This is a genomic window from Pseudomonas sp. R151218B TE3479 (assembly GCF_053629195.1).
In genome coordinates, this window is sequence record NZ_JBRJHV010000001.1 from 3258832 (window position 1) to 3283031 (window position 24200).

Below are 24200 nucleotides of genomic sequence, written 5' to 3' on the forward strand. Positions count from 1 at the left end.
AAACTTGTCGCTGCCGCTACAGCAAGGGCGCCAGGTAGGCGCTCCAGGTCCGTACCCCTTCGGGGCTGCGCAGCTGGTCGTTGCGCACTTCGATCAGCACCGAATCCAGGCCGCGGCCATCGCCGTGCACCGGGACCGTCATGTCGGTCAGGGGGTTGATCTTGTAGGGCTGGTTGCCCGCTGCCCGCAGCGAATGCCGGCTCAGTCCGTCGACGATGCGCTGGGCGTATTCCTTGGCTTCGCCGAACAGCACGCCGGCCTCCAAGGCGCGTGGCTGGCCATAGAACACCGGGGTGAAACTGTGGATGCCCACCACGCGCACCGGCCGATTGGCGGCCAGGCGGCGGTCGATCAGCGCCCGCAAGCGATCATGGAAAGGATGAAACAGGCACTGCTGGCGATATTCGCGCGTGGCTTCGTCCAGGTCGTGGTTGCCCGGGACCTGGTAGATCTCGCTCTGGGCCGGAATGCTGTCCGGTACGTGCAGCGGGCGGTTGAGGTCGATCAACAGCCGTGAGTAATTGGCCGACAGCAAGGTCGCGCCGAGGGTTTCGGACAGGCGTTCGGCCAGGAGCAGGGCACCGATGTCCCAGGCGATGTGTTCCTGGGACGCGGTTTCATCCAGGCCCAGGTCATTCAGCGCCACGGGAATGAAACGGCTGGCGTGTTCACACACCAGCAGCACCGGGTGGTCGGACTCCTCCCGGGTCAGTCGATAGGCCGGCCTGGTGTAGAGGCCCGATTCAGCACATTCAATAGATTCGTGCATAGTGCTCGCAACGTTCGGCAGGTGAAAGCGCCTGGGTCAAGGCCAACTCCTGGGCCTTCAAGGCGAAATAGGTTTCGACCAGCGGGCCGGGCAGGGCCTCGAGCAGCGCCTCGCTGTGGCGCAGGCAGTCCAGTGCCTGCGCCAGGGTTGTCGGCAGGGCGATAATGCCACGGGCGCGACGTTGTGTTTCATCCAGCTCATCGGGTATTTCATCGGTGACAGCGTTCAATGCCCATCGGTGCTGGATGCCCAGTCGCCCGGCAATCAACAGCGCGGCCATCGCCAGGTGCGGTGAGGCGGTGGCGTCCATGGCGCGAAACTCCAGGTTGTACTGGTTCGCCAGCGGCTTGTCACCCAGGCTCACGGTCGGGCAGATGCGCAGCGCCGCTTCGCGGTTGCGCTGTCCCAGGCACGCATAGGATGCGCTCCAATGATGAGGTTGCAGGCGCTCGTAGGACAACGGCGTCGGCGCGGTCAGCGCGCACAGCGCCGGCAGATAATGCAGCACACCCGCGGCCCAATGCTGGCCGAGGCTGGACAAGCCATTGCTGCTGGCGGCGTCATGCAGTACCGGGTTTGCGCTCAGGTCTTGCAGGCTCAGATGCAGATGCACGCCGTTGCACACGGCATTTTCCGAGGTCTTGGGGGCAAAGCTCACGTCCAGGCCCATCTGCCGGGCGATCTCGCGGGTGATTTCCCGTACGTTCACTGCTCGATCGGCAGCGGCCACGCCCAGGGTGGGGCGGCAGGTGATCTCGTATTGCTGCTTGCCGTATTCCGGCAGGAACATTTCCGGTTCGACGCCGCCAGCCCGCAGGGCACTGAGCAGCCACCCGGCGAACCCGGCCCGCTGGCGCTGGGCCTGGAGGCTGAAGGCCAGGCGATCAGGCTGCGCAGGCGTGGCAGTCAGGTTGAACTCATGCTCGAACGCGGCGAAAACCTGTAGGCCCAGTTCGCTGCGATAACGCTCCACTTCGTCCTGCAGCAGCGTGCGCGGGCAGGCGCTCCAGGGCCGGCCGTCGGTCTCCCGAATATTGCAATGGATGAAGTCCAGGGCAGGCGCCTGGGTGTCGGGGCCATTGTTGACGGTCACCCGACTGGACAGGTCCGGGACCAGTCGCAGGTCACCATAGGCGCCCCAGGGGTTGGTCGAGGCGATGACATCCTGGGGCGTCAACGCGCTGTTGGCCGGCACCCAGCCGCACCCGGCGGTGATGTAGTGGGGCAACTCATCGCTGGGAAACGAGCGCCCGCGGGTCACGCCGATCAGGTCGGTGGTCACCAGGGTCGTGACCGGCAGCGGCGCGAGGAGGGCAGCGGCATCGAGACGGCTCATGGCTGCATCTCCTGCAAACGAGCGAGTACGGTGTCGGTGTCGGTGATCCAGCAATAGCCCTTGATCGCGTTCAGGCACGCCAGGTGCCGTTGTTCGGTGTAGGTCGCACAGGCGTCTTCCACCAGCGTGACCAGGTAGCCGTGGTCGGCGGCGTCACGCACGGCCATGTCGACGCACTGGTCGGTGACGATTCCGGCGACGATCAGGTGCCGGGTCTGCAGGTTGCGCAGCACGTAATCGATGTTGGTGGAATTGAACACCCCGGAGGAGGTCTTGGGCAGCACGATTTCGTTTTCCCCCGGCGCCAGTTCGGCAATGATCTGCGCCTCGGGGCTGCCCTTGGGCAGGTGCATGTCCGACAGCTTGTGATCCAGGGAGCGGTCGCGGCCATCGGCGGTGAGGCTTTCGATGTGGGTGTGCAGTACGTTGTGCCCCGCGTCTCGCATTGCATCAAGCAAGCGCTGCTGGTTGGGAATGACCTGCTGGCGGGCCCGCTGGAGGAAATACTCGGCCTCGGGGCTGTGCAGGTGAGCATCGAATTGCGGTTCCAGCCAGGCGCGTTGCATGTCTACCAGCAGCAAGGCCGTGTGCTCGCGAACGAACGGTAAATCCCGGGGCGAGCGGTGGGGGAGCGAGAACATCCTTATTTTTCCTCCAGCAGGTGCGTGTTGAATTCCGTGCGCAGGGCGTCGATGCCTTCCAGGCGTTCGGCCAGCTCGGGGCATTGCAGGGTCAGGCAGGCGATCAGGGCCTCGACCTGGGCCAGCGCTGGCACCAGGCTGTCGAAGGCCGAAGCCGATTCCACCGGGGCGCTGATGATCAGGTCGGCCAGCTCGCGCAACGGCGAAGCATAGACGTCGCTGAACAGGACGACCCGGGCGTGCCGCGCCTTGGCCGCGCTGGCCACGCGCAGGGCCTGGGCCTGGTAGCGACGGTAATCGAAAATCAGCACCACGTCCTGGCGCTGCACATCGAACAGGCGGTCAGGCAGTTGGGCGTTATCTTCCAGGGCAAAACAGCCGGCGCGCAGCAATCGCAAATGGTTGAACAGGTAGTGGGCCAGGAAGCTGCTGAAGCGCCCGCCGAAACAATGCACCTGGTGGCGGCTGTCGAGCAACCACTGCACGAGAATGCGCACGTCTTCGGGTTGGGTCAGGGCCTGGGTGTCGACGAGGTTGCGTTGGCTGGCGGCCAGGTACTGACTCCAGGTATCGCCTTGCTGCAATTTGGCCCGCGGTTGCAGCAACGTGCGAGGGGAGCGCAGGCGATGGTCCATGTCACTGAGCAGCGCATCCTGAAATTCGGCATAACCGCCAAACCCGAGTTTTTTCACCAGCCGCACGATGGTCGGGTCGCTGACGCCGGCGTGGTCTGCTAGGCGTGACATCGGACCGAGGCCGTTGCGTGGGTAGTGATCGAGCAGGGCACGTACGACCTTGCGTTCCGACGGCGTCAACACCAGGCCGGGATCGGTGATCAGGTCTCTGAGGGGCGGCATCCGTGCTCCTTGCTGGATGAATGTTGAATTTCTTTCATAACTCCTAAAAATAGTATTTATGTAGCTGGTGCTACATGTCCAGTGGTTTTTACGTTCCGTTTAAAATGCCCCAAAGTTGTGCGAAAAGCCCGTGGGAGTTGGTCTCGGCCAGATGGAATGAGTATGTCAGTCGTTGCCTCTTGGACATGTCGGACATAACGCCTTTTTGTCTCACTTATTTGATTTCGTATAAGGTGCTGTACAACTAAACCCGTGAATATCCCGTCCATGCGACCCGTTCGATTACCCGAGAACCCAGTGTGCAAACCACTCGCCTGACGTTGATCTGCCACGCCCGCACCGTTGCCCAGAAACAAGCGCGCTTCAGTACGGACGAGGCGCTGGACGCTGACTGGCTGAGGCGACGCGGGCAGGTCGAGCATGGCTATCGAAACGTCCGGCAACTGCTGTGCGGGCCGGAACTGCGCACTCGCCAGACGGCCGCGCTGTTCGGCGACGAGTCCCAGGTGGACCCGGCCCTGGCCGATTGCGATCTGGGACGCTGGCGCGGGTTGTCCATTAATGAATTACTCAAGGTGGAGCCACAGGCCCTGCAAACCTGGCTCGACGATGCCGAGGCGGCCCCCCATGGCGGTGAATCCGTCGCCCGGTTGTGTCGCCGTGTCGGGGATTGGCTGGTCAGCCTGGAAACCCGACCGGGGCATCTGCTGGCCGTCACCCACCCCTTCGTGATCCGCGCAGCCTTGATGAACGTTCTGGGCTGCCCGGCCGCCACATTCAATCGAATCGACATTGAACCGTTGTCCACCCTGGAGTTGCGTTTCAACGGCGTATGGCGCTTGCGCACCCAGGAACCTGGCCAGGAGTCGCCGCAATGAAGATGTTGTCAGTCATTGGCATTGGGGCCGGCGATCCGGATCACCTGACGATGCAGGCCGTGAAAGCCTTGAACCGTTTGGACGTGGTCTTCCTCATGGACAAGGGCCCGGCCAAGGACAAACTGTTGGACCTGCGGCGCGAAATCTGTCGACGCTATATCGTGGATCGCACCTACCGTTTCGTCGAAACCTACAGCCCGGAACGCCAACGCGGCGACCTGGACTACAAGGACAGCGTCGAAGCGCTGAACCATGCGAAACAGGCCACCTTCGAACGGTTGATCGATGAAGAACTGTCCGACGGGCAGCGGGGCGGTTTCCTGGTGTGGGGCGATCCGGCGTTGTACGACAGTACCGTGCGCATCCTGCAGGCTATTCTCGACGGGGGCCGTTGCGCCTTCGAGTTCGAGGTGATCCCCGGCATCACCAGTGTCCAGGCCCTGGCCGCCCGGCACAAAGTGCCGTTGAACAGCATTGGTGGTGCGCTGGAAATCACCACCGGACGCCGTTTGGCGGCGGGTCAGGTGGGCGACGCGGCGAGCATGGTGGTGATGCTCGATGCCGAGGATGCCTATCGTCAGGTGAGCGATCCCGATACGCAGATTTACTGGGGCGCCTATGTGGGGACGCCGGATGAAATCCTGATCGCCGGCCGGCTGGGGGACGTGGCCGATGACATCGAACGCACCCGCAAGGCCGCGCGAAAAGCCAATGGGTGGATCATGGATACTTATTTGTTGCACAGGCCTCAATGACGCTTGCGTATCAACCTGTGGGGATAAATCCCCTCGCCACAGCAGCCCTATTGTTTGGCACTTGATTTCACCCCCGCCCAAACCGCTCCCGATACACCGACGGCGCCAACCCCACGACGCTGCGAAACGCTACGCGAAAGCTCTCCACCGAGCGGTAGCCACACAGTTGCGCGATGTTGTCGGTGTTGTCGCCGGTGCTTTCCAGCAGCTCGCGGGCCCGGGCCAGGCGTTCGTGTTGCAGCCAGGCCTTGGGCGACACGCCGCAGGCCTGGGTGAAGTGGCGCAGGAAAGTACGTTCGCTCATGGCCGCCTGGCTGGCCAGTTCGCGCACACCGAGGGGTTCGTGCAGGCGCTCGCGGGCCCATTGCATGACGCTCGACAGGTCGCTGCGTGGCGTACGGCTGACCGGCGAGGGAATGAACTGCGCCTGGCCGCCCGTACGTTGCGGTGACATCACCAACCGGCGCGCCACGGTGTTGGCGACCTGGACGCCATAATCCCGCGCCACCAGGTGCAGACAGGCATCGATCCCGGCGGCGCTGCCCGCCGAAGTAATGACCTGTCCTGAGTCCACGTACAGCACATCCGGGTCGACCCGGACGGCGGGAAAGCTCTCGGCCAGTTCGTCGGTGTAGCGCCAGTGAGTCGTGGCGCCCAGGCCATCGAGCAGCCCGGCGGCGGCCAGTACGAAGGCCCCGGAGCAGATCGACAGCAGGCGCGCCCCACGGGCGTGGGCCCGGCGTAGAGCATCGAGCAACGCCTCGGACGGTGGCTCGCTGCGGCTGCGCCAGCCTGGCACGACAATGGTCCGGGCGGTTTCGAGCAGTTCCATGCCGCCATCGGCCAATACCTGGAAGCCACCCATGGCGCGCATCGGGCCGTCATCGATCGCGACGATCCGATGCTCGTACCAGGGGAAATCGAATTCCGGCCGCTCCAATCCGAAGATCTCGACGGCAACCCCGAATTCAAAAGTACATAGGCCGTCGTAGGCGAGGATCGCGACCAAACCCGGGAGAGGCTGCATTTGTCGGAAAATTCCCACAGAGTGTCTTGTACGCCACTGTAGCCGCAAGCATCGGGGGGATAAAGTCTCTTCACGCCTTTATCTACCCTTGGAGTACACCCCATGACCAGCCTGGTTCGCGAAGTGCCTGCTGCCCCTTCCGATATCGCCCTACAGCATTTCAGCCGTCGCCTGTCATTCGAAACGGATTGTTCCGACGTTCACGCCAGCCAACAGGCCGGCAATGTCGACTTTGTGCTGGTGGATGTACGCGGACCGCTGGCTTACGAACGCGGCCACGTACCCGGAGCGATCAACCTGCCGACCCGCACGCTCACCGCCCAGGCATTGGCCGCTTATGCCAAGACCACCCTGTTCGTGGTGTATTGCGCCGGCCCCCATTGCAATGGCGCGAACAAGGCGGCGGTGCGCCTGGCAACCTTGGGTTACCCGGTCAAGGAAATGATCGGCGGCGTCATGGGCTGGCTCGATGAAGGCTTTCGCCTGACCGGCTCGGTGGAGCGTGTGACGGATCAGGCTATTCGTTGTGACTGCTGACTTGGTTTTTATAGTTTGTGTGTATATCCGTTGCTGCGGTAACGGCTACTTAGGGTTCCGCCCTTACGGCGGGTCACTTTTGGAAGAGCCGGGAGCCGGACCAGCCAAAAGTAACCAAAAGCGCTTTGCCCCACCACTCGGCACCTCGCTTAGGCTCGGTGTGCCCTCACTCCGGCATTGTTCCGTGGGCTGACCGCGAAGGGCCATCCATGGCCCAGCGCGGCTATCCCGGCATCCATGCCGGGATGCCCACTCCACAATGCCTGCGTTCGGCCATCGTGGTTAACGGGGCGCCCCAGATCAAAATCAAACGCGAAGCGGCCTTATAGCCGGCCTGGTTCTGGGGGAACGTGTTTCCCCTGTGGGAGCGAGCTTGCTCGCGAAGGCGATGTCACTGTCGATGAGGATATTGAGCAAGCTCGCTTCTCAGGGAAGCTTTATTACCCTTCGAGCCCGCGCTGCTCAATTACCCCAAAAACATCCGCAACATCCTGGACCATGATCCGAGCGATGTTGGCGATGGTGTTGATGTCGGTCTCGGCTGAATCACGCAGGGTAGTACAGGCCATGAGCGTCAGGTAGTCGAGGGTGGCGTGCAGGCGTTCGCTGACGCAGGCATGGAGTTCGGGTAATGGGGCGGTGCGGTCGATGAACAGGATGGGTTGGGTGGTGGCGATGAAGGTTAGCGGGGTAAAGCGGTTAGATGATTGATTTGTCGTCATAAGGTTGGGCTCTATCAAGGAAAATGAATTGCCACCTTGTTTGCTGCGAATCAAACGGGTGGCAGTTGCGCGCGGGTTCGCAGACCGAGGAAGAGACCAAACCCGGCAGACCCGAAGATCTCCCACGCGCAACCGCCATAAAATGAACGCGGGCAAGTTTGCCTGAGTTTTCATTCGACGGTGCAAAGTCTCATCCGTTGTTAGGGCTGCGAAACCCTCCCCACTGACCAAAGCCAGCAGGTGAACCAGACTATAGAAGGGGATTTTTGAGGCAACAACCGACCTGTAGGACGCCCACAAACCCCGTGGCGAGGGAGCTTGCTCCCGCTCGGTGGCGCAGCCGCCGTAAACCCTGGGCATGGGGTTGGTCTGACGAAAAGAGGGGCTGCTTCGCAGCCCAATGGGGATAAATCCCCTCGCCACAAAGGGAGGGACTCCTACGAGATTTTCAGAAGGCCAGGGGGAGCAATTGATTTCAGAAACGGAACGCGGAGCGTCAAAAACTTGTGGGAGCGAGTACGACAAAGAGGCAGGTCGGCTATAAGGCCGCCTCACTTTGGCCTTTTACCTGGGCAGAGCGTTTTTGGTTACTTTCGCCTGGGCCGGCATTCCGGCTTTTCGAAAGTGACCTGCCGTCAGGGCGGAACCCTAAGTAGCCGTTGCCGCAGCAATGGATACACACAAAAACCAAGCTATTTTTATAACTAATTGTCGCCTCTACACAATTCCCCTCCTGAGCGCCCCTCTAGACTCCCGGCCACTTCGGTTCTTCGCTGACCGAACGCTGCCTACGAATCTGCCAATAATGACCCATAAAACCCCTGCACACTCAGGAGCGAAAATGAAGAAGCTAGCCATGTTCGGTGCCCTGGCACTGTCCGTGTTGTCCCTGTCGGCCATGGCCGAAGACGCCAAGCCGATCCGCCTCGGGATCGAAGCCGGTTACCCGCCTTTTTCGATGAAAACCCCCGACGGCAAGCTGGCCGGCTTCGATGTCGATATCGGCGATGCGCTGTGTGAACAGATGAAGGTCAAGTGCGTCTGGGTCGAGCAGGAGTTCGATGGCCTGATCCCTGCGCTGAAAGTGAAGAAAATCGACGCGATCCTGTCGTCCATGACCATCACCGACGACCGCAAGAAAAATGTCGATTTCACCATCAAGTATTACCACACCCCAGCGCGCTTCGTGATGAAGGAAGGCACCAACGTCAAGGACCCGCTGACCGAACTCAAGGGCAAGAAAGTCGGTGTGCTGCGCGCCAGCACCCATGACCGTTTCGCTACCGAAGTGTTGGTGCCCGCCGGTATCGACCTGGTGCGCTACAGCTCCCAGCAGGAAGCCAATCTGGACATGGTCGCCGGCCGCCTCGATGCCATGCTGGCCGACTCGGTGAACCTCGACGAAGGTTTCCTGAAAACCGACGCAGGCAAAGGCTTCGCCTTCGTCGGCCCGACCTATGAAGATGCGAAATACTTCGGCGGCGGTGCCGGCATTGCGGTGCGCAAGGGTGATAAGGCCCTGGCCGATCAATTCAACGCGGCCATCACCGAAATCCGCGCCAACGGCACGTACAAGAAAGTGCAGGACAAATACTTCGCCTTTGACGTCTACGGGCATTAATCGTTAGGAGCTGCGGTAGGAGCTCCTACACAGCTCCTACACCGGGTCATTCGGAGATTTCATGCAACGCATCGACCATACCCTGCCATGGAGTCACCTGGGCACCGAGCGCCGGCTCAGTGTGTTTCGCTACGGCCATGGGCCGCGCAAGGCCTATATCCAGGCCAGCCTGCACGCCGATGAATTGCCGGGCATGCGTACTGCCTGGGAGCTGAAGCAGCGGCTCAACGATCTTGAGGCCCAGGGCATGCTCAAGGGAGTGATCGAGCTGGTGCCGGTGGCCAACCCTATCGGTCTGGATCAACACCTGCAAAGTGCTCACATGGGGCGTTTCGAACTGGGCAGCGGCAAGAATTTCAACCGTTCCTTCGTGGAGCTCAGTGCACCGGTGGCGCAACGCATCGGTGATCGCCTGGGGGACGACCCGGCCGCCAATATCACCTTGATCCGCCAGACCATGGCCGAGGTCCTCGATGACCTGTCGCCACCCCCTTCGCAACTCGAAGCGCTGCATCGCCTGCTGCTGCGCCATGCCTGCGACGCCGACATCACCTTGGACCTGCATTGCGATTTCGAGGCGGCGATCCATTTGTATGCCTTGCCACAGCAGTGGCCGCAATGGCGTTCTTTGGCCGCACGCTTGAAAGCCGGTGTGGCGTTGCTGTGCGAGGATTCGGGCGGCAGTTCTTTCGATGAGTCCTGCTCCTCGCCCTGGTTGCGCCTGGCCAAGGCCTTTCCTGCGGCGGCGATCCCACCGGCGAACCTGGCGACGACGCTGGAGTTGGGCAGCATGGGCGATACTCGGGTGGAGCAGGCCCAGGCCAATTGTGAAGCCATCCTCGGGTTTCTCGCCGAGCAGGGACTTATCGCTGGGGACTGGCCGCCCGCACCCAGCGAATGCTGCGAGGGCTTTCCGTTCGAAGGCACGCAATACCTGTTCGCGCCGCACCATGGCGTGGTGAGCTTCCTGCGGGAGGCTGGTGAATGGGTGGAGCGGGGCGATCCGCTGTTCGAAGTGGTCGACCCGCTGAATGATCGGGTCACTACCGTGCGGGCCGGCACCAGTGGCGTGCTGTTTGCCCTGGACCGTGGACGCTACACCCAGCCAGGGATCTGGCAGGCAAAAGTCGCCGGGCGTGAACCGATTCGTACGGGGAAATTGATCAACGACTGATAACTGCTGTCTACCTCACCGCACGCGCCTTGCCGTGCGGCTATCGAAACGATGGAGGAAGATCGATGTTCAAAGCGCTCGCCCTGTTCCTGTTGCTGGTCTCGTCCGGGTTGCAGGCCCAACCTTTGCACACGGACTTGCCACTCAACTACCTGGCCCAAGTCGATGAGCAGGCGCGGAACCGACCGCTGGTGATCTTCCTGCACGGTTCCGGCAGTAACGAGCAGGACCTGTTCGCACTGAAGGACGAGTTGCCGCAGGATTACAACTACCTCTCGGTGCGGGCGCCGAAGAGCATGGAGCAGGATCGTTACCAGTGGTTCGCCAAGAAGGGCGAGGGCGCCTACGACGGTGACACCTCCGACCTGAAGGCCAGCGGCCAGATGCTGTTGGAGTTCATCGACAAGGCGCGGGCCAAGTATTCGACCGACGCGAGCAAGGTCTATCTGGTGGGGTTCAGCCAGGGAGCGATGATGAGCTACGAAGTGGCCTTGCGACACCCCGAAGCCGTCGGCGGCATCGCCGCGATGGGCGGACGGGTCCTGTCGGTGCTGCGGGCGGAACTGACCCCCGACGAGTCACGACGGACACTGGCGGTGTTCATCGGCCATGGCACGGCAGACCCGATCATTCCCTACCACGATGGCACCGAGGCCAACACCTTCCTCAAGACCCTGGCGCTGGAGCCGGAATTCCATGCCTACCCCGGGGTCGGCCACAGCATCAGTGCCCTGGAGGTGCAGGACTTGCGGGCCTGGCTGGAGCGGCTCAATCCCCGATCACTCTAAATCCCTTTGGGAGCGGGGGGCTCGCGATAGGGAAGAGTCAGCTTGCATCGATGCCAGGTGTGCCGACGCCATCGCGAGCAAGCTCGCTCTCACATTTTGACGGCGGTTGTCCTCGATTTTTCGGCGAATACAGAACCTTGTGGGAGCGAGCTTGCTCGCGATAGCGGTGGTTCAGCTTGCATCAAAGTTGGGTGTGCCGACGCCATCGCGAGCAAGCTCGGCTCCCACATGTTCTGGGGGGCTTATTGACCGCTGGCGATCTGTTTCACCAAGGCTTCATGGCCGGTCTTGTCGCTGGCCCGGGAGATGATCTGCACCACCGCCATGCGTGTGCCGGAGGCACCCAGCAAGGTGGTGTCGAGGGTCGGCCCACCGCCCTGGGTCGCGCGGGTGTCGAGCTGGCGCAGGCCCAGGCCGGTGCCTTTTTGCTTCAGGCTTTTTTCGCTGAGGATCTTGGCATCCGGCAGGGACTTGAGGCGCTGGGCGGCGAAGTCGGCCATGGTGGTGTCGAGGAACGCGCCATCGTCATCTTTCACGTTCGCACCGTCGATGATGATGTTTTCCGCTGCGATCACCACGGTCTTGCTGGTGGCATTGCTGTACATCGTTCCCGTCGCCCCGGCGGTGCCCTGGGCGGCTTCACCGGCGGGCAATGGCGTCGCCGTAAACCCCTTGGGCAAGGTGAAGGTGAACTTGCCGCCCAGCATCGACACCTTCTGCGCCGGTGCATCGCTGGCAGGTTTGGCCGGGGCCGCCAGGGCGGATACCACGACCAGGCTGGCGAAGGCCCCCAGCAACAGGGCGGCGGCTTGTTTAGTCAGCAATGACATTGAAAATCTCCACAGAGGGTCGCGCTTGAAGGCCGATCATCCCATGGGCGTCCTACCGGACTCCAGCAAGAGACCGTCATTTTGGCGATGCCGCCTGCACCAGCAGGCGGCGGGTCACCAGCAACATGGCCATCGACACCGCGACGCCCAAGGCAAAGGCCGGCATGCCCAGCACCGGCAGGGCGAGAGCCAGGGTCAGGCAGAAGGCGGCGAAACAATACATGCCGGTGGCCGTGGCCCGCAGCAGCGCAGCGGTGAAGGCCGGCCCGCGGGTTTGTTGAGAGAACACCGCCATGACACTGCCCAGCACCGGGAACACCGCCAGCAGCCCGCTCCAGCGTTCGCCCACGGTGCTGGCCAGCATCGTCACTGCCAGGGTCAATAGTGCGCCAGCGATCATGCGTAGCAGCAGTTTGTCGGATTTGGCCGTCGGCCCTTTCATCATCGGCCGGACCGTCGGGAACAGATACGGCGCCCCCAGCAGCGCGACCAGGGCGATCAAGCTCGACAGCGGCAGCGAAGCCGGTAGCCAGGACAGGATCAACGCCACCAAGGCCCAGACGCCTAGCGCGATGCCCAGCGCCCAGGGCCAGTTGCGATACTGGGCGACCTGGGCGTACACCACGCAGAAGGCAATCATCGCGAACATCGCCGCCAGCGCCGCAGTCGCCGACTGCGCGGCGAACACCTCGCCTTGCTCCAGGGCCAGGAACAACAGAATCGGCCCCACCACCACTGGCAACCCCGAGAGCCAGCCGGCCACGCTCGGTCCCCAACGCCTGCCCGCCCGGGAAATCAGCAGCAGGAAGGCGGGAATCACCAGCAGTTTGAGCAGCAGCACGCGATCATCCTTGTCGGAAATGGGCCGTCACGTTAGCACCGCCTCGCCCAGGTCATCCACCGACAGCCGACGCGCCATCAATGCCGTGTCGCCGATATTCAACCCGGCCCGGCCCTGAAGCGCCGAGCCAACGCCTCGCGCTCGAAGTGCTCGGTGATGAAGTCGATAAAGGCCCGGGTCTTGGCCGGCATCAGCGTGCGACTGGGGTAGTAGAGGGAAATCACCCCCAGATCGACGTACCAATCCGGTAACAGCCGCACCAGTTCGCCACGTTCCAGCCAGGGCAGCGCGTCGGGCACCACCAGCAGGGTCACGCCCAGGCCGAGCAAGGCGGCCTCTCGCATGGCAACGGGATCATTGAAGATCATGGATTCGGCCAGTTGCACGGCGCACTCGCACCCGGCGGCGTTGCGCAGCACGGTCTGGCGCACCCGGCCGGTGCGGCTGGCCCGCAGCACGATGTTGTCCAGGCCGGCCAGGTCCTCGGGTTGCCGGGGCAGGGCGCGTTCGGCCAGGTAGGCGGGGCTGGCGACGGCAATCAGGTGAGCGGGCGCCAGGGTGCGCGATACCACCCCGGGCGTCAGTGCGAAGCCGCCTCCAATGGCCGCGTCGAAACTTTCGGCGATCAGGTCCACCGGGCGGTTTTCGAAGTGCCAGTCCGGACGGATCAGCGGATACCGAGCCAGCCATTGCGGCATCAACGGCAGTACCTGACCGATGCCAAAACTTGGCGAGAGGCTGACGCGCAAGACGCCGGCCGGTTCGCCGCGCTCTGTGGTCACCGCACCAATGGCCGCTTGCAGGGCGTGCAGGTTGCCACCGATGCTGGCCAGGAAATGTTCTCCTGTTTCGGTCAGGGACAGCTTGCGGGTCGAGCGCTGGAACAGCCGCACCCCCAGGTTGCGCTCCAGCATCGCCACGTTGCGGCTCACGGCCGCGGGCGTCAGGGCGAGTAGTCTCGCGGCCGCCGAGAAACTGCCGGTTTCGGCGCTGCGGACAAAGCATTCGAGGTTGGCAAGGCTTTCCATGGCATGGACCTGATATTAAGGCTTGAAAATGATTCACCATATTACCGACTAATCAGAAGGTAATGGCAAGGGCACTATGCACCTCAACGGCGGACATCACCGCCAGGCTTATCCAACCTTGAGGACACAAAACATGAGCAGCATCGACACCATCGGCATCATTGGCGCCGGCGCCATCGGCAGTGCTTTCGCCCGCGCCCTGGCCCGCCAGAACATCAATGTAGTGATTGCCAACAGCCGTGGCCCGCAAAGCCTGGCCGAGCTTGTGGCTGACCTCGGTCCAAGCGTGCGTGCCGGGACCGTGGAGGAGGCCGCCGCCCAGCCGATGGTGCTGGTGGCGGTCAACTGGTCGAAGTTGCCCCAGGCGCTGGGCGGTTTGCCGGATTTTGCCGGGCGAGTCGTGATCGACGCCAACAACGCGATCGAAGTGCCGGGGTTCAAGGCCGTGGATCTCCAGGGCCGGGCCTCGACCGAGGTGTTCAGCGAGTGGGTGCCGGGCGCACGGGTGGTCAAGGCCTTCAATCATCTGCTGGCGCGCCTGCTGGAGGCAGACCCGGCGTCCGAAGGCGGCAAGCGGGTGCTGTTCCTGACCGGTGACGACGCGCAGGCACGGAGTGAAGTCGCGCAGTTGATCGAGCGCCTGGGCTTTTTCGGCGTGGACCTGGGCCCTTTGAGTGTCGGCGCACGCTTGACCCAATTCCCGGGCGGCCCGCTGCCGGTACTGAATCTGGTCAAGTTCGACTGAGGCCGCGCCGTGTTCAGCGATCCCAGTAGGGCACTTCGCCAAAACACTCGAGGAAGAAATCGATGACCGTGCGGACCTTCACCGACAGGCGTCGACTGCCCGGCCAGAGGATGGCGATCTGTTGCGGTTCGAGGCTGTTGGACGCCTGGTAATCCTGTAGCACCGGGACCAGCGTGCCGTTACGCACGGCTTCGCCGATCAGCCACGACGGGAACATCACCAGCCCCAGGCCTTGTTCGGCGGCCTGGGTCAAGGTATCGGCGTGGTTGCCGGTGATCGGGCCGCTGACGCTGTAGGGTGTCCAGGCCTGGCCCGGGCGGCGGAAGAACCAGCGCTGCTGACCGGTCACGCCTTTGTAGGCCAGGCACTGGTGGTGAGCCAGGTCTTGGGGCTTGAGTGGCGCGCCGTGGCGAGCCAGGTAGCTCGGGCTGGCGGCGATCTGGAAACGATGGGGCGCGAGGATCCGTGCCTGCATGCTCGAATCGTGCAGCGCACCGATGCGGAACAGCAGGTCGGCGCCTTCTTGCAGGGGATCGACGTAGCTGTCGGTCTGCTGGATCTCCAGTTGCAGCTTCGGATAACGCTCGCATAGCTGCCCCAGCCACGGTGTCAGGTGGCGCTGGCCAAACACCACCGGGGCGTTGATCCGCACCAGTCCGGACGGTTCGCTGTGTTGCTCCTGCAGCGCCTGCTCGGCTTCCTCCAGTTGCACCAGCAGCAGCCGTGCATGATGCCCCAGCAGGCGGCCAGCCTCGGTGGGTGAAACGGCGCGGGTGTGGCGATAGAGCAACTGTTGGTTCAGGGCCTGTTCCATCAACTGTATCTGCCGGGAAATCGAAGACGGCGCCAACCCTTCGCGCCGTGCGACTTCCGAAAAACTGCCGTGATCGAGCACGGCGACGAACAATCGCAATGCCTTGAAGCCCAGTTCAGTGAGGCCGTGCATGGTGCGGGGTTTTCCTGTGCGCGTTACGCAAAAGTGTTATCGGGATACTCACATTTATCGCACAGCGACACCAGCCGATAATGCCGGCCATCCTTCAATGAACAGGTTCCGATCATGCAAGCATCTTCACTCAGCGAGGCCGCGCCGGTATCGGCTCCCTCCAGACCCCGGACATTGCTGCACTGGCTATTGCTGCCCCTGGTGATCCTGGCCGGCATGGGCTTATCGGTGGAAGCCGGCCTGCTCGGGCCGCTCGGGGCCCAGGTCGGGCATCTGTGGGCCACGCTGAGCATCTTCGGCGTCGGTTCGGCGATTCTTTTCCTGCTGTTGTTGCTCAGTGGCCGGCAGCAAGGCCCAGCCTTGCATGAGTTGCCGCGCTGGCAATTGATCGGCGGTTTCCTCGGTCCGATCTATGTGGTCGTGCTGACACTCGCCACGCCGCATATCGGCATCGCCATGACCATGATCGCGATTCTCTCCGGACAGGTGGGCAAAAGTGTCCTGATCGATCATTTCGGCTGGTTCGGGACGGCCCGCAAGCGGGTCAATAGCGAACGCTGGCTGGCGTTGGCCTTGATTGTCATCGCCCTTGTCCTGATTGCCCGAGGTTGAACATGAACCTGTTTGTGTTGTTGCTGCTGGTCGTCGCGGCCGGTGCGGTATTGAGTGTGCAGGCGGCTATCAACGGGCGCCTGGGCCAGACGGTCGGTGTGTTGCGCAGCAGCTTGCTGACGTTCACGGTGGGCACGGTGACCACCGGGCTGCTGATCGTGTTTTTCGAACCGGCCCACGGGTTGACGCTGTTGGACATGCCGAAATGGCAACTCAGCGGGGCCTTGTTCGGTGTCGTGTACATGATGGTGATGGTGGGCGCGGTGCCCAGGGTCGGCACTGCCGTGGCCACCGTAGCGGTCATTGTCGGGCAACTGGGCATGGGCATGCTGATCGACAACTTCGGCTGGCTGGGCAACCCGGCCATCGAATTGTCCGGCAGTCGAGTCCTCGCCATGGCCTGCCTGGCATTGGCGCTGGTGTTCATGTATCGCAGCAATGCCCGTCAGGCCTGAACGGTTCAGTCGGGTTCCACATTGAGTTGCAGGCTGCCATCGGCCAGGCGTTCAGTGCTGCGGACGATGCCGCTCAGGCGCCGGCCCTCGGCGCTGAACACCACGATTTCGGCCTTGTCCAGGTCGTCCGGCATCGGCGGTTGAACGTGCAGCGCGAACCACACCGGCTTGTCCTCGTCGAGGCGCTGGACGGCGTATTGGCAGTCGATACTTTTGGTCTGGCGGCCGAACAGGGTGTCGAGACCGTAGTCCAGGTGAGTTCTGTCGGCGGCGGAGGGGGTGAGAGGCATCGGCGGTCTCCTGGGGGCGCGCGGCTGATGTTCAAATGATCCTGCCCGGGACGGAAAATTCCATTGGCTGAGCCGTTGGGAACAGCCCTGGGGTTCAGCTCGATAGCCCCGTGGCGAGGGAGCTTGCTCCCGCTCGGGTGCGCAGCAGCCGCTAAGAGCCAGGGGCCGCTGCGCAGCCCAGCGGGAGCAAGCTCCCTCGCCACGGAGGAGCAATCAGAGGCCTGGCACCCCGTTCTTCCACGCCGACCAGTTCTTCACGATGTCCTGCACCAGCGGGTTGCCGGTGCGGAACAGGTTTTCCAACGCAGGGACGAACGCGCCCTGGTCGGCGTACTTGAGCAGATTATCCACTTCATTGCCACCGGGTTCGGGGCGGTCGAAGTCGGACCCGGCCCGCAGCACTGCCAGCCGGTTGATGTCCACCCGACCTTCACGGCTGGCCCGTAGCAAGGCCTCGTAAGTCGAGTTGTCTTCCTGTTGGGTCGTGCAGTAGACGCCTTTGTTGTCGGTGAGCAGGCGGGTCCAGACTTCGGCACGCTCGCTCAGGCGCGTGCCGGAGAACCAAGTGTTGCCGGCCAGGGTGTCACAGCGGGTCACCACCGGCGGCTGGTTGGCCGGGGCATACGGATACTTCAAGCGCCAGGCTGCGGACTCCTTGCTTTCGGCCAGGGTCACCTGCTGGCTGAGGGCAAAGGCCTTGGCTTGCAGGGCCGGGTTGAGTTCGAAGACTTCTGTCTTGTAGTCCAGCGGCGGCTTTTCGTTCGGCCCCTTGGTGTTGATGCCCAGGTAGCCGGTGGGCCAATCCTTGGGCGCATCCCGCGAATCCAGCTCCCATTGAGTACCGAACTCCACCAGGTAATGGGCCCAGGCGGTTGTGCCCAGTGTGCCGTGGTGCGGGTTGATGCCGGCGATCCCGGCCACCAGGAAATAGCTCTTGCGCAGGTCGAAGGTCGGGGAGAGCGCCAGGGCCAGGGTCGAAGCCGCCGCGTTGGTCTGGCCCATGCCGGTGATCAGCAGGCAGACCCGTTCGGCATTGCAGCGGATCGTCGGGTACTCGGCGGACAACCCTGGTACGCGGATTTCATCCTTGAGCTGCAAGCGATCGATCCAGTTCTGCGCTTCGGGGGCGAACATCGTGATCAGCATCACTTTGGGTTGAAGTGGCGGAGCGGCCCCGGCGCTTGCCGCAAAGAGTGCAGTACTTGCCAGGCCGATTGAAGCAAACAGGCGATTGATCATGTGTTCGTGACCTCCATGGATTCGAAAGGGTGCTGCGACGATGTGCTCAGAATTGATAGCCGACCCCGGCGTAATACCCCCACCCATCGGAGCGGGCGCGGAAGTTGCCATCGCCAAAGTTGAGTTCACTGCCATCCTGCCAGTTGCCGCCGTTGTGGAAGTAGCGGCCCACCAGAGTGAAGCGCACGTGGGTGAACGCGTACAGCAAGACATTGGTGGCGACCGTGGCGTTGGCGGTGCGGGCCGGGTTGTCCTTGTGCAGGTCCGAACCGAAGTCGAAGTTGGTGAAGCCAATGTACGTCAGCGAGGCACCATTGCTGAACTGGCTGATCGGCACGATGTACTTGAGTTGAGCGCGGTAGCCGTCCCAGGAATATTCATTGCTGGCGCCATAGTTTTCCCATTGATAACGGCCATAGAAGTTGGCCGACAAGTTGACCTTCGAGTGAGTGTCGATGTCGGTGCCCAGGCCGCTGTACAGGGTGTTCGCGCGATTGGCGCTGTTGCTGCCGTGGTCGTAGATCCAGTCGAATGCCACATACCATTCCTTGAACGGCCCGATGGCCAGGCTGCGGCCGGCCAGGTAGTCGATGGAAATCCGCGGTTCGTGTTCCATGAACACGGGTGAACCGTGGTCCCACGCACCTTTGTCGTGGCTGTTGCCAATGTTGAAAATCTTCGGGATGTCGACGTAGCCATAGAGCTCGAAGGGCCCCTTGCGTCCGAAGTATTCATATTCCAGATAGATATCGTCGACCGGTTGCGGGCCGAAGCTGATGTCCTTGCTGCCGATGAGCGTCAGGTCCTGGTTGTACCAGTCCGACAGGTAGGCGCCTTTTTTCGACGGGGTGGCTTCAGGACTGAGGGTTTCGCCTTGGGCGGACACCTCGGTGGGTTGGGCGTGGGTCGTGGCGCTGAGTAGTCCGGTAACGGCGGTCAGTAGCAGGGTGGTTGCCCATACGCCGGGCGTGGCGCGACACCGGGAAGTGAAGTGCATGGAAAGTCCTTGTTCGTGCGGGCCGAAGCCCGTGTTCCGTGATTGAAAAAAACGTCGATCCGCTGGAGGTGAGCGAATGCGCAAACGTTTGCACATCCCATACCAATTTTATGCAGTGGCTTGAAAATCTTGGGTTTAAGGCGGTTTTCCTGTCCTTTTGGTCAGGCCAGGTGCGCCGAATGCTTCACGCCCGCCTGAAGCAGCACCAAAGTGTTGCACGGGCGAATGCTCGGCACGGCACTGAGTCGGCGACGTTGCTGTTAGAATCGATCCCCTTGACTGACCGGAGATATGCCCATGAGCGAGCCGATTCGCCTGACCCAGTACAGCCACGGCGCCGGTTGCGGCTGCAAGATTTCGCCCCAAGTGCTGGAAGTGATCCTGGCCGGCAGTGGTGCGCAGAACCTCGATCCCAAGCTGTGGGTCGGCAATGCTTCTCGCGACGACGCTGCGGTGTATGCCATCGACGAAGAGCGTGGGGTGGTCTCGACCACCGATTTTTTCATGCCGATTGTCGACGATCCCTTCGATTTCGGTCGCATCGCCGCCACCAATGCCATCAGCGACATCTACGCCATGGGCGGTGATCCGCTGATGGCCATCGCGATTCTTGGCTGGCCGGTCAACGTATTGGCCCCGGAGATTGCCCGGGAAGTGATTCGCGGCGGTCGTTCCGTGTGTGACGAGGCCGGTATTCCCCTGGCTGGCGGGCATTCGATCGATGCGCCTGAGCCGATCTTCGGCCTGGCGGTCACGGGCCTGGTGCAAAAGCGCCATATGAAACGCAACGACACGGCCACCGCCGGTTGCCGCCTGTACCTGACCAAGCCTCTGGGCATCGGCATCCTCACCACGGCGGAAAAGAAAGGCAAGCTGCGCGCCGCCGATGTTGGCCTGGCTCGTGACTGGATGTGCACCCTCAATAAACCCGGCAGCCGCTTCGGCAAGCTCGATGGCGTGACGGCGATGACCGACGTCACCGGTTTCGGCCTGCTCGGGCACCTGGTGGAAATGGCCGACGGCAGCCAGTTGACCGCGCGCATCCGCTATGACGCGGTGCCGCGTCTGCCGGGCGTCGAATACTACCTCGACCTGGGCTGTGTGCCGGGCGGTACGCTGCGCAACTACGACAGCTACGCCAGCAAGGTCGGTCGGGTCCAGGAACTGCATAAGCGAGTGCTGTGCGACCCGCAGACCAGCGGCGGCCTGTTGATTGCCGTCACCTCCGAAGGCGAGGACGAATTCCTGCGAATGGCCACTGAACTCGGCCTGGCGCTGGAGCCCATCGGCGAGTTGGTCGAACGACAGCGTTACGCGGTCGAGGTGTCTTGATGAGCCATGACATCACCGATTACCGCGACATCTTCCTCCATGACCGACCGATGATGGACACGCGCGCCCCAGTCGAATTCATCAAGGGCGCTTTCCCCGGCGTGGTCAATTTGCCGTTGATGACCGACAACGAACGGCAACGTGTCGGGACCTGCTACAAACAACAGGGGCAACAGGCCGCTATCGTCCTGGGGCATCAACTGGTGTCCGGTGAGACCAAGGCCCAACGCATCCAGGCTTGGGCGGCGTTCGCCAAGGCCCACCCCGGTGGTCTGCTGTATTGCTTTCGCGGCGGCTTGCGTTCGCAGATCGTCCAGCAATGGCTCAAGGACGAAGCGGGCATTGATTACCCTCGGGTCGGCGGTGGCTACAAGGCCATGCGCACGTTCTTGCTGGACACCATCGAACAGGCGGTCGCCGAGTGCGACCTGGTGCTGCTGGGCGGCATGACCGGTACCGGCAAGACCGAAGTGCTGGGCCAACTGGGCAACAGCCTGGATCTGGAAGGGTACGCCAACCATCGCGGTTCGAGCTTCGGCAAACGCGCCACCGGCCAGCCTTCCAACATCGATTTTGAAAACCGCCTGGCCGTGGATGTGCTGAAAAAACGCGCCGGCGGCATCGAACAGTTTGTGCTGGAAGATGAGAGCCGTGCGGTCGGCAGCTGCGCCTTGCCGCTGTCCTTGTACCAGCGCATGCAGCAGGTTCCGATGGTCTGGCTGGAAGACAGCCTGGAGGGCCGGGTCGAACGGATCCTGCAGGATTACGTCATTGACCTGTGTGCGGAATTTGTCGCGGTACATGGCGACGAAGGTTTTTCGCTGTTTTCCGAGCGATTGCTGGCAAGCCTGGACAACATTCACAAACGCCTGGGTGGCGACCGTCACCGGCGCTTGAAAGACATCCTGGAAACCGCCCTGGCCGAGCAGGCCCACAGCGGCGCCGTCGATGTGCATCGCGGTTGGATCGAGGGTTTGCTGCGTGAGTATTACGACCCGATGTACGTGTTCCAGCGGGAAAAGAAGGGCTTGCGGATCGAGTTCTCGGGAGAGCAGGCGGCGGTGCTGGAGTACTTGCGCGAGCGGGAGGCCCGGGGACGGTGACCTGTGGGAGCGAGCTTGCTCGCGATGGCGGCGACACAGGCACCCTTGATGCAAGCTGACCCACCGCTATCGCGAGCAAGCTCGCTCCCACAGTGATGATCAGGTCGGACAGGTTTGCTGGCCGTTGTCCAAACCTTGCTTGTAGCTCTGGCTGGTGAGGCTGGCCTTGCCGTTGTGCCAGGTCAGGGTCAGCACATACAGCGAATCGAAGTCCCCGGAGGCCCAGTCTTCGGTAATGGTCTGCTTCTTGCCCACCGCCTCTGCGGCGACCTTGTTGATCAGCTCCGGCAGGTAGCCATGGGACCAGGCGGTATAGATGGTGGAGTTGTGATACTTGTCGTGCAGCAACTCGTCAGCCAGGTCGCTGGTGTCGTTGGCTGAAAAATTGATGTTTACCGGCAGCCCGAGCTTGATGGCGCTGGGGCTGATGGTCATCAGCGGGCGAATATAGCTGTAGGAGTTGTCCAGCTCACCCTCTTCGACATTGCGGGTCGGGTTGGCCGCGAACACGTAGTCGGCCTTGCCGAATTTTTCCGGCAGCAGGGTGGCCAGGTCGATGGCGCGGTTGAGGCCCTGGCAGTTGAGCTGGCCCAGGCCTCCGGCGGGTTTCTCGGCGTGGCGCAGGAACACCAGGGTCTGTACGCCGTCGGCTGGCTGGGCGCGGCTGACGCTGGATTCCAGCGACAGCACCAGGCCACAGACCACAAGCAGCGTTGGCAGCATCAGCCACGAACGGTGTTTGAAGCGTCTGGCGAAATTCAGTGGGTTCATCATCGAATAATAGTCTTCAGCACGCTTGAGTCAGGCTGACAAACCCTGGCACCGCGAAGCGCTTGGCCTCGGGTGTTTTCCCTGTCGTTACGCCTCGTTGGTTCTTTGGGGGCATTGCTCAGAGTCCCTTCGAGCACTTTGGTTCGATTCCGGTGCACTGTAGCGATCTCCGTCAGGAGATGGGACGAACGTTAACGACAGGATGTTGCTGAATTAAGAAGGGACGACGTGAATTGTGTGACGGGCAGTGATGTCGTCCTCAACATCTTGGATTATCCTCGGGGTTTCCTTCATTTCCGAGCCGACCCCATGCCCGACTTGACGCCATACCTCGTCACCCAAAAATGGCCCGCCCAATACCCGGAGTGGATCCAGCTCTACTCCCTGCCAACCCCCAACGGCGTGAAGGTCTCGATCATGCTGGAAGAGACCGGTCTGCCCTACGAGCCCCACAAAGTGGACTTCGCCAGCAACGACCAGCTGTCGCCCGAGTTCCTTTCCCTGAACCCCAACAACAAGATCCCGGCGATTCTCGACCCCCATGGGCCGGGGGACCAGCCGTTGGCGTTGTTCGAGTCGGGGGCGATCCTGATTTATCTGGCGGACAAGAGCGGACAATTACTGGCCCAGGAGTTGGCGGCGCGCTACGAGACGATCCAGTGGCTGATGTTCCAGATGGGTGGTATCGGGCCAATGTTCGGGCAGTTGGGGTTCTTCAACAAGTTCGCCGGCAAGGACTACGAGGACAAGCGGCCACGCGATCGTTATGTCGAAGAAAGCAAGCGCCTGCTCAAGGTGCTCGATGGCCGTCTGCAGGGGCGGGACTGGATCATGGGCGAGCGCTACACCATTGCCGATATCGCCACGTTTCCTTGGGTGCGCAATTTGATCGGTTTTTATGAAGCCGGTGATTTGGTGGGTATCCAGCACTTCCCCAATGTGACGCGGGTATTGGAGCGCTTCCTGGCGCGACCGGCCGTGGCCCGTGGGTTGAAGATTCCGGAATGAGCAAGCCGACGACCAGCCGATTCGATTACAAGCAACTGGATGTGTTCAGCGATGTACCGCTCAAGGGCAATCCGCTGGCGGTGGTGCTGGGAGCCGATGGGCTCAGTGACTCGCGCATGGCCGCTTTTGCCAACTGGACCAACCTCAGCGAAACCACGTTCCTGCTGGCGCCGCGGCACCCGGAAGCCGATTACCGGGTGCGTATTTTCACCACTTCCACCGAGTTGCCGTTTGCCGGGCATCCGACCCTGGGCAGTTGTCACGCCTGGCTGGAAGCCGGAGGCGTGCCCAAAGGGCAGGAGATCGTGCAGGAATGTGGCGTCGGCCTGGTCAGGGTGCGCCGCAGCGATCATGGGTTGGCGTTCCTCGCGCCGCCCTTGCTCAAGTCCGGTCCGCTGGAGGCCGAGCTGCTGGAGCGGGTGCGCAAGGGGCTGGGGCTCGCAGCGCAGGCGATTGTCGAGGCGCAATGGGTCGATAACGGTGCCGGCTGGCTGGCGGTGATGCTCAAGGATCGCCGGCAAGTCCTGACGCTCGAGCCTGATTACCAGCAGTTGCTGGACCTGGCCGTGGGCGTGATCGCACCCTGGGATCGGGCCGTGGATGGCGATGAGGCCCACTTCGAGGTGCGGGGCTTCATCGCCGGTGATGGCATGCCCGAGGATCCGGCCACCGGCAGCCTGAACGCCGGGCTTGCGCAATGGATGCTCGGCAAAGGGTTGGCACCTGCGTCCTACGTGGTCAGCCAGGGGCTGACGATGGGCCGGGCCGGGCGAATTCATGTCGAGCAACTGGGGGAAGAGGTCTGGATTGGTGGCGCGGTGGTGACGTGCATCAATGGCTCGTTGACCTTGTGAGGCGATTATTACCCGGCTGGTAACACTCTGTTTTCCAGCTGGCG

The 24200-nt window shown here is 62.3% G+C and carries 27 protein-coding genes; 13 read left to right on the forward strand and 14 right to left on the reverse strand.

Annotated features, from left to right (window positions below; all coding sequences use genetic code 11):
* Window positions 1–16: 16 nt before the first annotated feature.
* The 4 genes from AB7M32_RS14505 to AB7M32_RS14520 are packed head-to-tail and all read right to left on the reverse strand — an operon-like array spanning window position 17 to window position 3603.
* Window positions 17–769 carry an N-formylglutamate amidohydrolase gene (locus AB7M32_RS14505; RefSeq protein WP_072405318.1) on the reverse strand — a complete coding sequence of 251 codons (753 nt, stop codon included), beginning with the start codon at window positions 767–769 and terminating at the stop codon, window positions 17–19.
* Window positions 753–2105, reverse strand: coding sequence for a glutamine synthetase (locus AB7M32_RS14510; protein ID WP_454250297.1), 1353 nt, complete (start codon window positions 2103–2105; stop codon window positions 753–755). The genes AB7M32_RS14505 and AB7M32_RS14510 overlap by 17 nt, the downstream gene beginning before the upstream one ends.
* On the reverse strand, window positions 2102–2746 hold the full coding sequence (locus AB7M32_RS14515; RefSeq protein ID WP_454250298.1) for an isochorismatase family cysteine hydrolase: 645 nt from the start codon (window positions 2744–2746) through the stop codon (window positions 2102–2104). The genes AB7M32_RS14510 and AB7M32_RS14515 overlap by 4 nt, the downstream gene beginning before the upstream one ends.
* A 2-nt stretch (window positions 2747–2748) precedes the next feature.
* On the reverse strand, window positions 2749–3603 hold the full coding sequence (locus AB7M32_RS14520; protein WP_072405315.1) for a MurR/RpiR family transcriptional regulator: 855 nt from the start codon (window positions 3601–3603) through the stop codon (window positions 2749–2751).
* Between the two features lie 299 nt (window positions 3604–3902).
* Between AB7M32_RS14520 and AB7M32_RS14525 the strand changes: the two genes are divergently transcribed.
* Entirely contained in the window at window positions 3903–4481 is a 579-nt protein-coding gene (locus AB7M32_RS14525) for a histidine phosphatase family protein (protein WP_454250299.1), read from the forward strand.
* Window positions 4478–5236, forward strand: a complete 759-nt coding sequence (gene cobF / locus AB7M32_RS14530; RefSeq protein WP_072405313.1) for a precorrin-6A synthase (deacetylating) — start codon at window positions 4478–4480, stop codon at window positions 5234–5236. The genes AB7M32_RS14525 and cobF overlap by 4 nt, the downstream gene beginning before the upstream one ends.
* A 67-nt stretch (window positions 5237–5303) precedes the next feature.
* Here cobF and ftrA read toward each other — a convergent pair whose 3' ends face one another.
* Window positions 5304–6263 (reverse strand): transcriptional regulator FtrA, encoded by a 960-nt coding sequence (gene ftrA / locus AB7M32_RS14535; protein ID WP_454250300.1) that lies wholly within the window; start codon window positions 6261–6263, stop codon window positions 5304–5306.
* Between the two features lie 102 nt (window positions 6264–6365).
* Here ftrA and AB7M32_RS14540 point away from each other — a divergent pair, with 102 nt between their 5' ends.
* Window positions 6366–6800 carry a rhodanese-like domain-containing protein gene (locus AB7M32_RS14540; protein WP_454250301.1) on the forward strand — a complete coding sequence of 145 codons (435 nt, stop codon included), beginning with the start codon at window positions 6366–6368 and terminating at the stop codon, window positions 6798–6800.
* A gap of 440 nt (window positions 6801–7240) precedes the next feature.
* Here the strand turns inward: AB7M32_RS14540 and AB7M32_RS14545 are convergent, their stop codons facing one another.
* Window positions 7241–7522: a fructose-bisphosphate aldolase gene (locus AB7M32_RS14545; RefSeq protein WP_454250302.1), complete on the reverse strand. Its 282-nt coding sequence runs from the start codon at window positions 7520–7522 to the stop codon at window positions 7241–7243.
* Between the two features lie 841 nt (window positions 7523–8363).
* On the opposite strand from AB7M32_RS14545, the gene AB7M32_RS14550 reads away from it, so the two are divergent.
* The 3 genes from AB7M32_RS14550 to AB7M32_RS14560 all read left to right on the forward strand — a co-directional run bounded on the left by AB7M32_RS14550 (window position 8364) and on the right by AB7M32_RS14560 (window position 11105).
* Window positions 8364–9143 (forward strand): ABC transporter substrate-binding protein, encoded by a 780-nt coding sequence (locus AB7M32_RS14550; protein WP_454250303.1) that lies wholly within the window; start codon window positions 8364–8366, stop codon window positions 9141–9143.
* Between the two features lie 61 nt (window positions 9144–9204).
* A complete protein-coding gene (locus AB7M32_RS14555; RefSeq protein ID WP_454250304.1) occupies window positions 9205–10317 on the forward strand; it encodes a M14 family metallopeptidase in 1113 nt (370 codons plus the stop codon).
* Between the two features lie 65 nt (window positions 10318–10382).
* On the forward strand, window positions 10383–11105 hold the full coding sequence (locus AB7M32_RS14560; RefSeq protein WP_454250305.1) for an alpha/beta hydrolase: 723 nt from the start codon (window positions 10383–10385) through the stop codon (window positions 11103–11105).
* A 242-nt stretch (window positions 11106–11347) separates the two neighbouring features.
* Here the strand turns inward: AB7M32_RS14560 and AB7M32_RS14565 are convergent, their stop codons facing one another.
* The 3 genes from AB7M32_RS14565 to AB7M32_RS14575 all read right to left on the reverse strand — a co-directional run bounded on the left by AB7M32_RS14565 (window position 11348) and on the right by AB7M32_RS14575 (window position 13804).
* Window positions 11348–11935 carry a hypothetical protein gene (locus AB7M32_RS14565; protein WP_454250306.1) on the reverse strand — a complete coding sequence of 196 codons (588 nt, stop codon included), beginning with the start codon at window positions 11933–11935 and terminating at the stop codon, window positions 11348–11350.
* Window positions 11936–12011: 76 nt separating this feature from the next.
* Window positions 12012–12776, reverse strand: coding sequence for a hypothetical protein (locus tag AB7M32_RS14570; protein ID WP_454250307.1), 765 nt, complete (start codon window positions 12774–12776; stop codon window positions 12012–12014).
* Between the two features lie 98 nt (window positions 12777–12874).
* Window positions 12875–13804 (reverse strand): LysR family transcriptional regulator, encoded by a 930-nt coding sequence (locus AB7M32_RS14575; RefSeq protein ID WP_454250308.1) that lies wholly within the window; start codon window positions 13802–13804, stop codon window positions 12875–12877.
* A gap of 142 nt (window positions 13805–13946) precedes the next feature.
* On the opposite strand from AB7M32_RS14575, the gene AB7M32_RS14580 reads away from it, so the two are divergent.
* Complete coding sequence (locus AB7M32_RS14580; RefSeq protein ID WP_454252140.1) at window positions 13947–14549, forward strand: NADPH-dependent F420 reductase; 603 nt, start codon at window positions 13947–13949, stop codon at window positions 14547–14549.
* A 13-nt stretch (window positions 14550–14562) separates the two neighbouring features.
* Here AB7M32_RS14580 and AB7M32_RS14585 read toward each other — a convergent pair whose 3' ends face one another.
* Complete coding sequence (locus AB7M32_RS14585) at window positions 14563–15495, reverse strand: LysR family transcriptional regulator (RefSeq protein WP_454250309.1); 933 nt, start codon at window positions 15493–15495, stop codon at window positions 14563–14565.
* A gap of 114 nt (window positions 15496–15609) precedes the next feature.
* Here AB7M32_RS14585 and AB7M32_RS14590 point away from each other — a divergent pair, with 114 nt between their 5' ends.
* Together AB7M32_RS14590 and AB7M32_RS14595 are read left to right on the forward strand one after the other, a co-directional pair.
* Entirely contained in the window at window positions 15610–16107 is a 498-nt protein-coding gene (locus tag AB7M32_RS14590; protein WP_454250310.1) for a DMT family transporter, read from the forward strand.
* A gap of 2 nt (window positions 16108–16109) precedes the next feature.
* Window positions 16110–16562: a DMT family transporter gene (locus AB7M32_RS14595; protein WP_092174976.1), complete on the forward strand. Its 453-nt coding sequence runs from the start codon at window positions 16110–16112 to the stop codon at window positions 16560–16562.
* Window positions 16563–16567: 5 nt separating this feature from the next.
* On the opposite strand, the gene AB7M32_RS14600 is transcribed toward AB7M32_RS14595, so the two are convergent.
* The 3 genes from AB7M32_RS14600 to AB7M32_RS14610 form a co-directional block, all read right to left on the reverse strand.
* Window positions 16568–16852 (reverse strand): hypothetical protein, encoded by a 285-nt coding sequence (locus AB7M32_RS14600; RefSeq protein WP_454250311.1) that lies wholly within the window; start codon window positions 16850–16852, stop codon window positions 16568–16570.
* Between the two features lie 213 nt (window positions 16853–17065).
* Window positions 17066–18091 carry a purine-nucleoside phosphorylase gene (locus AB7M32_RS14605; protein WP_072405300.1) on the reverse strand — a complete coding sequence of 342 codons (1026 nt, stop codon included), beginning with the start codon at window positions 18089–18091 and terminating at the stop codon, window positions 17066–17068.
* Window positions 18092–18137: 46 nt separating this feature from the next.
* Entirely contained in the window at window positions 18138–19088 is a 951-nt protein-coding gene (locus tag AB7M32_RS14610; protein ID WP_454250312.1) for a nucleoside-specific channel-forming protein Tsx, read from the reverse strand.
* Window positions 19089–19385: 297 nt separating this feature from the next.
* Here AB7M32_RS14610 and selD point away from each other — a divergent pair, with 297 nt between their 5' ends.
* Window positions 19386–20420 (forward strand): selenide, water dikinase SelD, encoded by a 1035-nt coding sequence (selD, locus tag AB7M32_RS14615; protein ID WP_454250313.1) that lies wholly within the window; start codon window positions 19386–19388, stop codon window positions 20418–20420.
* A complete protein-coding gene (gene mnmH / locus AB7M32_RS14620) occupies window positions 20420–21523 on the forward strand; it encodes a tRNA 2-selenouridine(34) synthase MnmH (protein WP_454250314.1) in 1104 nt (367 codons plus the stop codon). The genes selD and mnmH overlap by 1 nt, the downstream gene beginning before the upstream one ends.
* Before the next feature lie 99 nt (window positions 21524–21622).
* On the opposite strand, the gene AB7M32_RS14625 is transcribed toward mnmH, so the two are convergent.
* On the reverse strand, window positions 21623–22297 hold the full coding sequence (locus AB7M32_RS14625; RefSeq protein ID WP_072405296.1) for a histidine phosphatase family protein: 675 nt from the start codon (window positions 22295–22297) through the stop codon (window positions 21623–21625).
* 306 nt (window positions 22298–22603) lie between these two features.
* Between AB7M32_RS14625 and AB7M32_RS14630 the strand changes: the two genes are divergently transcribed.
* Window positions 22604–23302, forward strand: a complete 699-nt coding sequence (locus AB7M32_RS14630; RefSeq protein ID WP_454250315.1) for a glutathione binding-like protein — start codon at window positions 22604–22606, stop codon at window positions 23300–23302.
* On the forward strand, window positions 23299–24156 hold the full coding sequence (locus AB7M32_RS14635; RefSeq protein WP_454250316.1) for a PhzF family phenazine biosynthesis protein: 858 nt from the start codon (window positions 23299–23301) through the stop codon (window positions 24154–24156). Before AB7M32_RS14630 ends, AB7M32_RS14635 begins: the two co-directional genes overlap by 4 nt.
* Window positions 24157–24200 lie beyond the last annotated feature (44 nt).

Excerpts from the sequence above, each read along its gene's own strand:
- AB7M32_RS14505 (WP_072405318.1), bottom strand. The coding sequence starts at position 769 with ATGCACGAATCTATTGAATGTGCTGAATCGGGCCTCTACACCAGGCCG.
- AB7M32_RS14510 (WP_454250297.1), bottom strand. The coding sequence starts at position 2,105 with ATGAGCCGTCTCGATGCCGCTGCCCTCCTCGCGCCGCTGCCGGTCACG.
- AB7M32_RS14515 (WP_454250298.1), bottom strand. The coding sequence starts at position 2,746 with ATGTTCTCGCTCCCCCACCGCTCGCCCCGGGATTTACCGTTCGTTCGC.
- AB7M32_RS14520 (WP_072405315.1), bottom strand. The coding sequence starts at position 3,603 with ATGCCGCCCCTCAGAGACCTGATCACCGATCCCGGCCTGGTGTTGACG.
- cobF (WP_072405313.1), top strand. The coding sequence starts at position 4,478 with ATGAAGATGTTGTCAGTCATTGGCATTGGGGCCGGCGATCCGGATCAC.
- ftrA (WP_454250300.1), bottom strand. The coding sequence starts at position 6,263 with ATGCAGCCTCTCCCGGGTTTGGTCGCGATCCTCGCCTACGACGGCCTA.
- AB7M32_RS14540 (WP_454250301.1), top strand. The coding sequence starts at position 6,366 with ATGACCAGCCTGGTTCGCGAAGTGCCTGCTGCCCCTTCCGATATCGCC.
- AB7M32_RS14545 (WP_454250302.1), bottom strand. The coding sequence starts at position 7,522 with ATGACGACAAATCAATCATCTAACCGCTTTACCCCGCTAACCTTCATC.
- AB7M32_RS14550 (WP_454250303.1), top strand. The coding sequence starts at position 8,364 with ATGAAGAAGCTAGCCATGTTCGGTGCCCTGGCACTGTCCGTGTTGTCC.
- AB7M32_RS14555 (WP_454250304.1), top strand. The coding sequence starts at position 9,205 with ATGCAACGCATCGACCATACCCTGCCATGGAGTCACCTGGGCACCGAG.
- AB7M32_RS14560 (WP_454250305.1), top strand. The coding sequence starts at position 10,383 with ATGTTCAAAGCGCTCGCCCTGTTCCTGTTGCTGGTCTCGTCCGGGTTG.
- AB7M32_RS14565 (WP_454250306.1), bottom strand. The coding sequence starts at position 11,935 with ATGTCATTGCTGACTAAACAAGCCGCCGCCCTGTTGCTGGGGGCCTTC.
- AB7M32_RS14575 (WP_454250308.1), bottom strand. The coding sequence starts at position 13,804 with ATGGAAAGCCTTGCCAACCTCGAATGCTTTGTCCGCAGCGCCGAAACC.
- AB7M32_RS14585 (WP_454250309.1), bottom strand. The coding sequence starts at position 15,495 with ATGCACGGCCTCACTGAACTGGGCTTCAAGGCATTGCGATTGTTCGTC.
- AB7M32_RS14590 (WP_454250310.1), top strand. The coding sequence starts at position 15,610 with ATGCAAGCATCTTCACTCAGCGAGGCCGCGCCGGTATCGGCTCCCTCC.
- AB7M32_RS14595 (WP_092174976.1), top strand. The coding sequence starts at position 16,110 with ATGAACCTGTTTGTGTTGTTGCTGCTGGTCGTCGCGGCCGGTGCGGTA.
- AB7M32_RS14600 (WP_454250311.1), bottom strand. The coding sequence starts at position 16,852 with ATGCCTCTCACCCCCTCCGCCGCCGACAGAACTCACCTGGACTACGGT.
- AB7M32_RS14605 (WP_072405300.1), bottom strand. The coding sequence starts at position 18,091 with ATGATCAATCGCCTGTTTGCTTCAATCGGCCTGGCAAGTACTGCACTC.
- AB7M32_RS14610 (WP_454250312.1), bottom strand. The coding sequence starts at position 19,088 with ATGCACTTCACTTCCCGGTGTCGCGCCACGCCCGGCGTATGGGCAACC.
- selD (WP_454250313.1), top strand. The coding sequence starts at position 19,386 with ATGAGCGAGCCGATTCGCCTGACCCAGTACAGCCACGGCGCCGGTTGC.
- mnmH (WP_454250314.1), top strand. The coding sequence starts at position 20,420 with ATGAGCCATGACATCACCGATTACCGCGACATCTTCCTCCATGACCGA.
- AB7M32_RS14625 (WP_072405296.1), bottom strand. The coding sequence starts at position 22,297 with ATGATGAACCCACTGAATTTCGCCAGACGCTTCAAACACCGTTCGTGG.
- AB7M32_RS14630 (WP_454250315.1), top strand. The coding sequence starts at position 22,604 with ATGCCCGACTTGACGCCATACCTCGTCACCCAAAAATGGCCCGCCCAA.
- AB7M32_RS14635 (WP_454250316.1), top strand. The coding sequence starts at position 23,299 with ATGAGCAAGCCGACGACCAGCCGATTCGATTACAAGCAACTGGATGTG.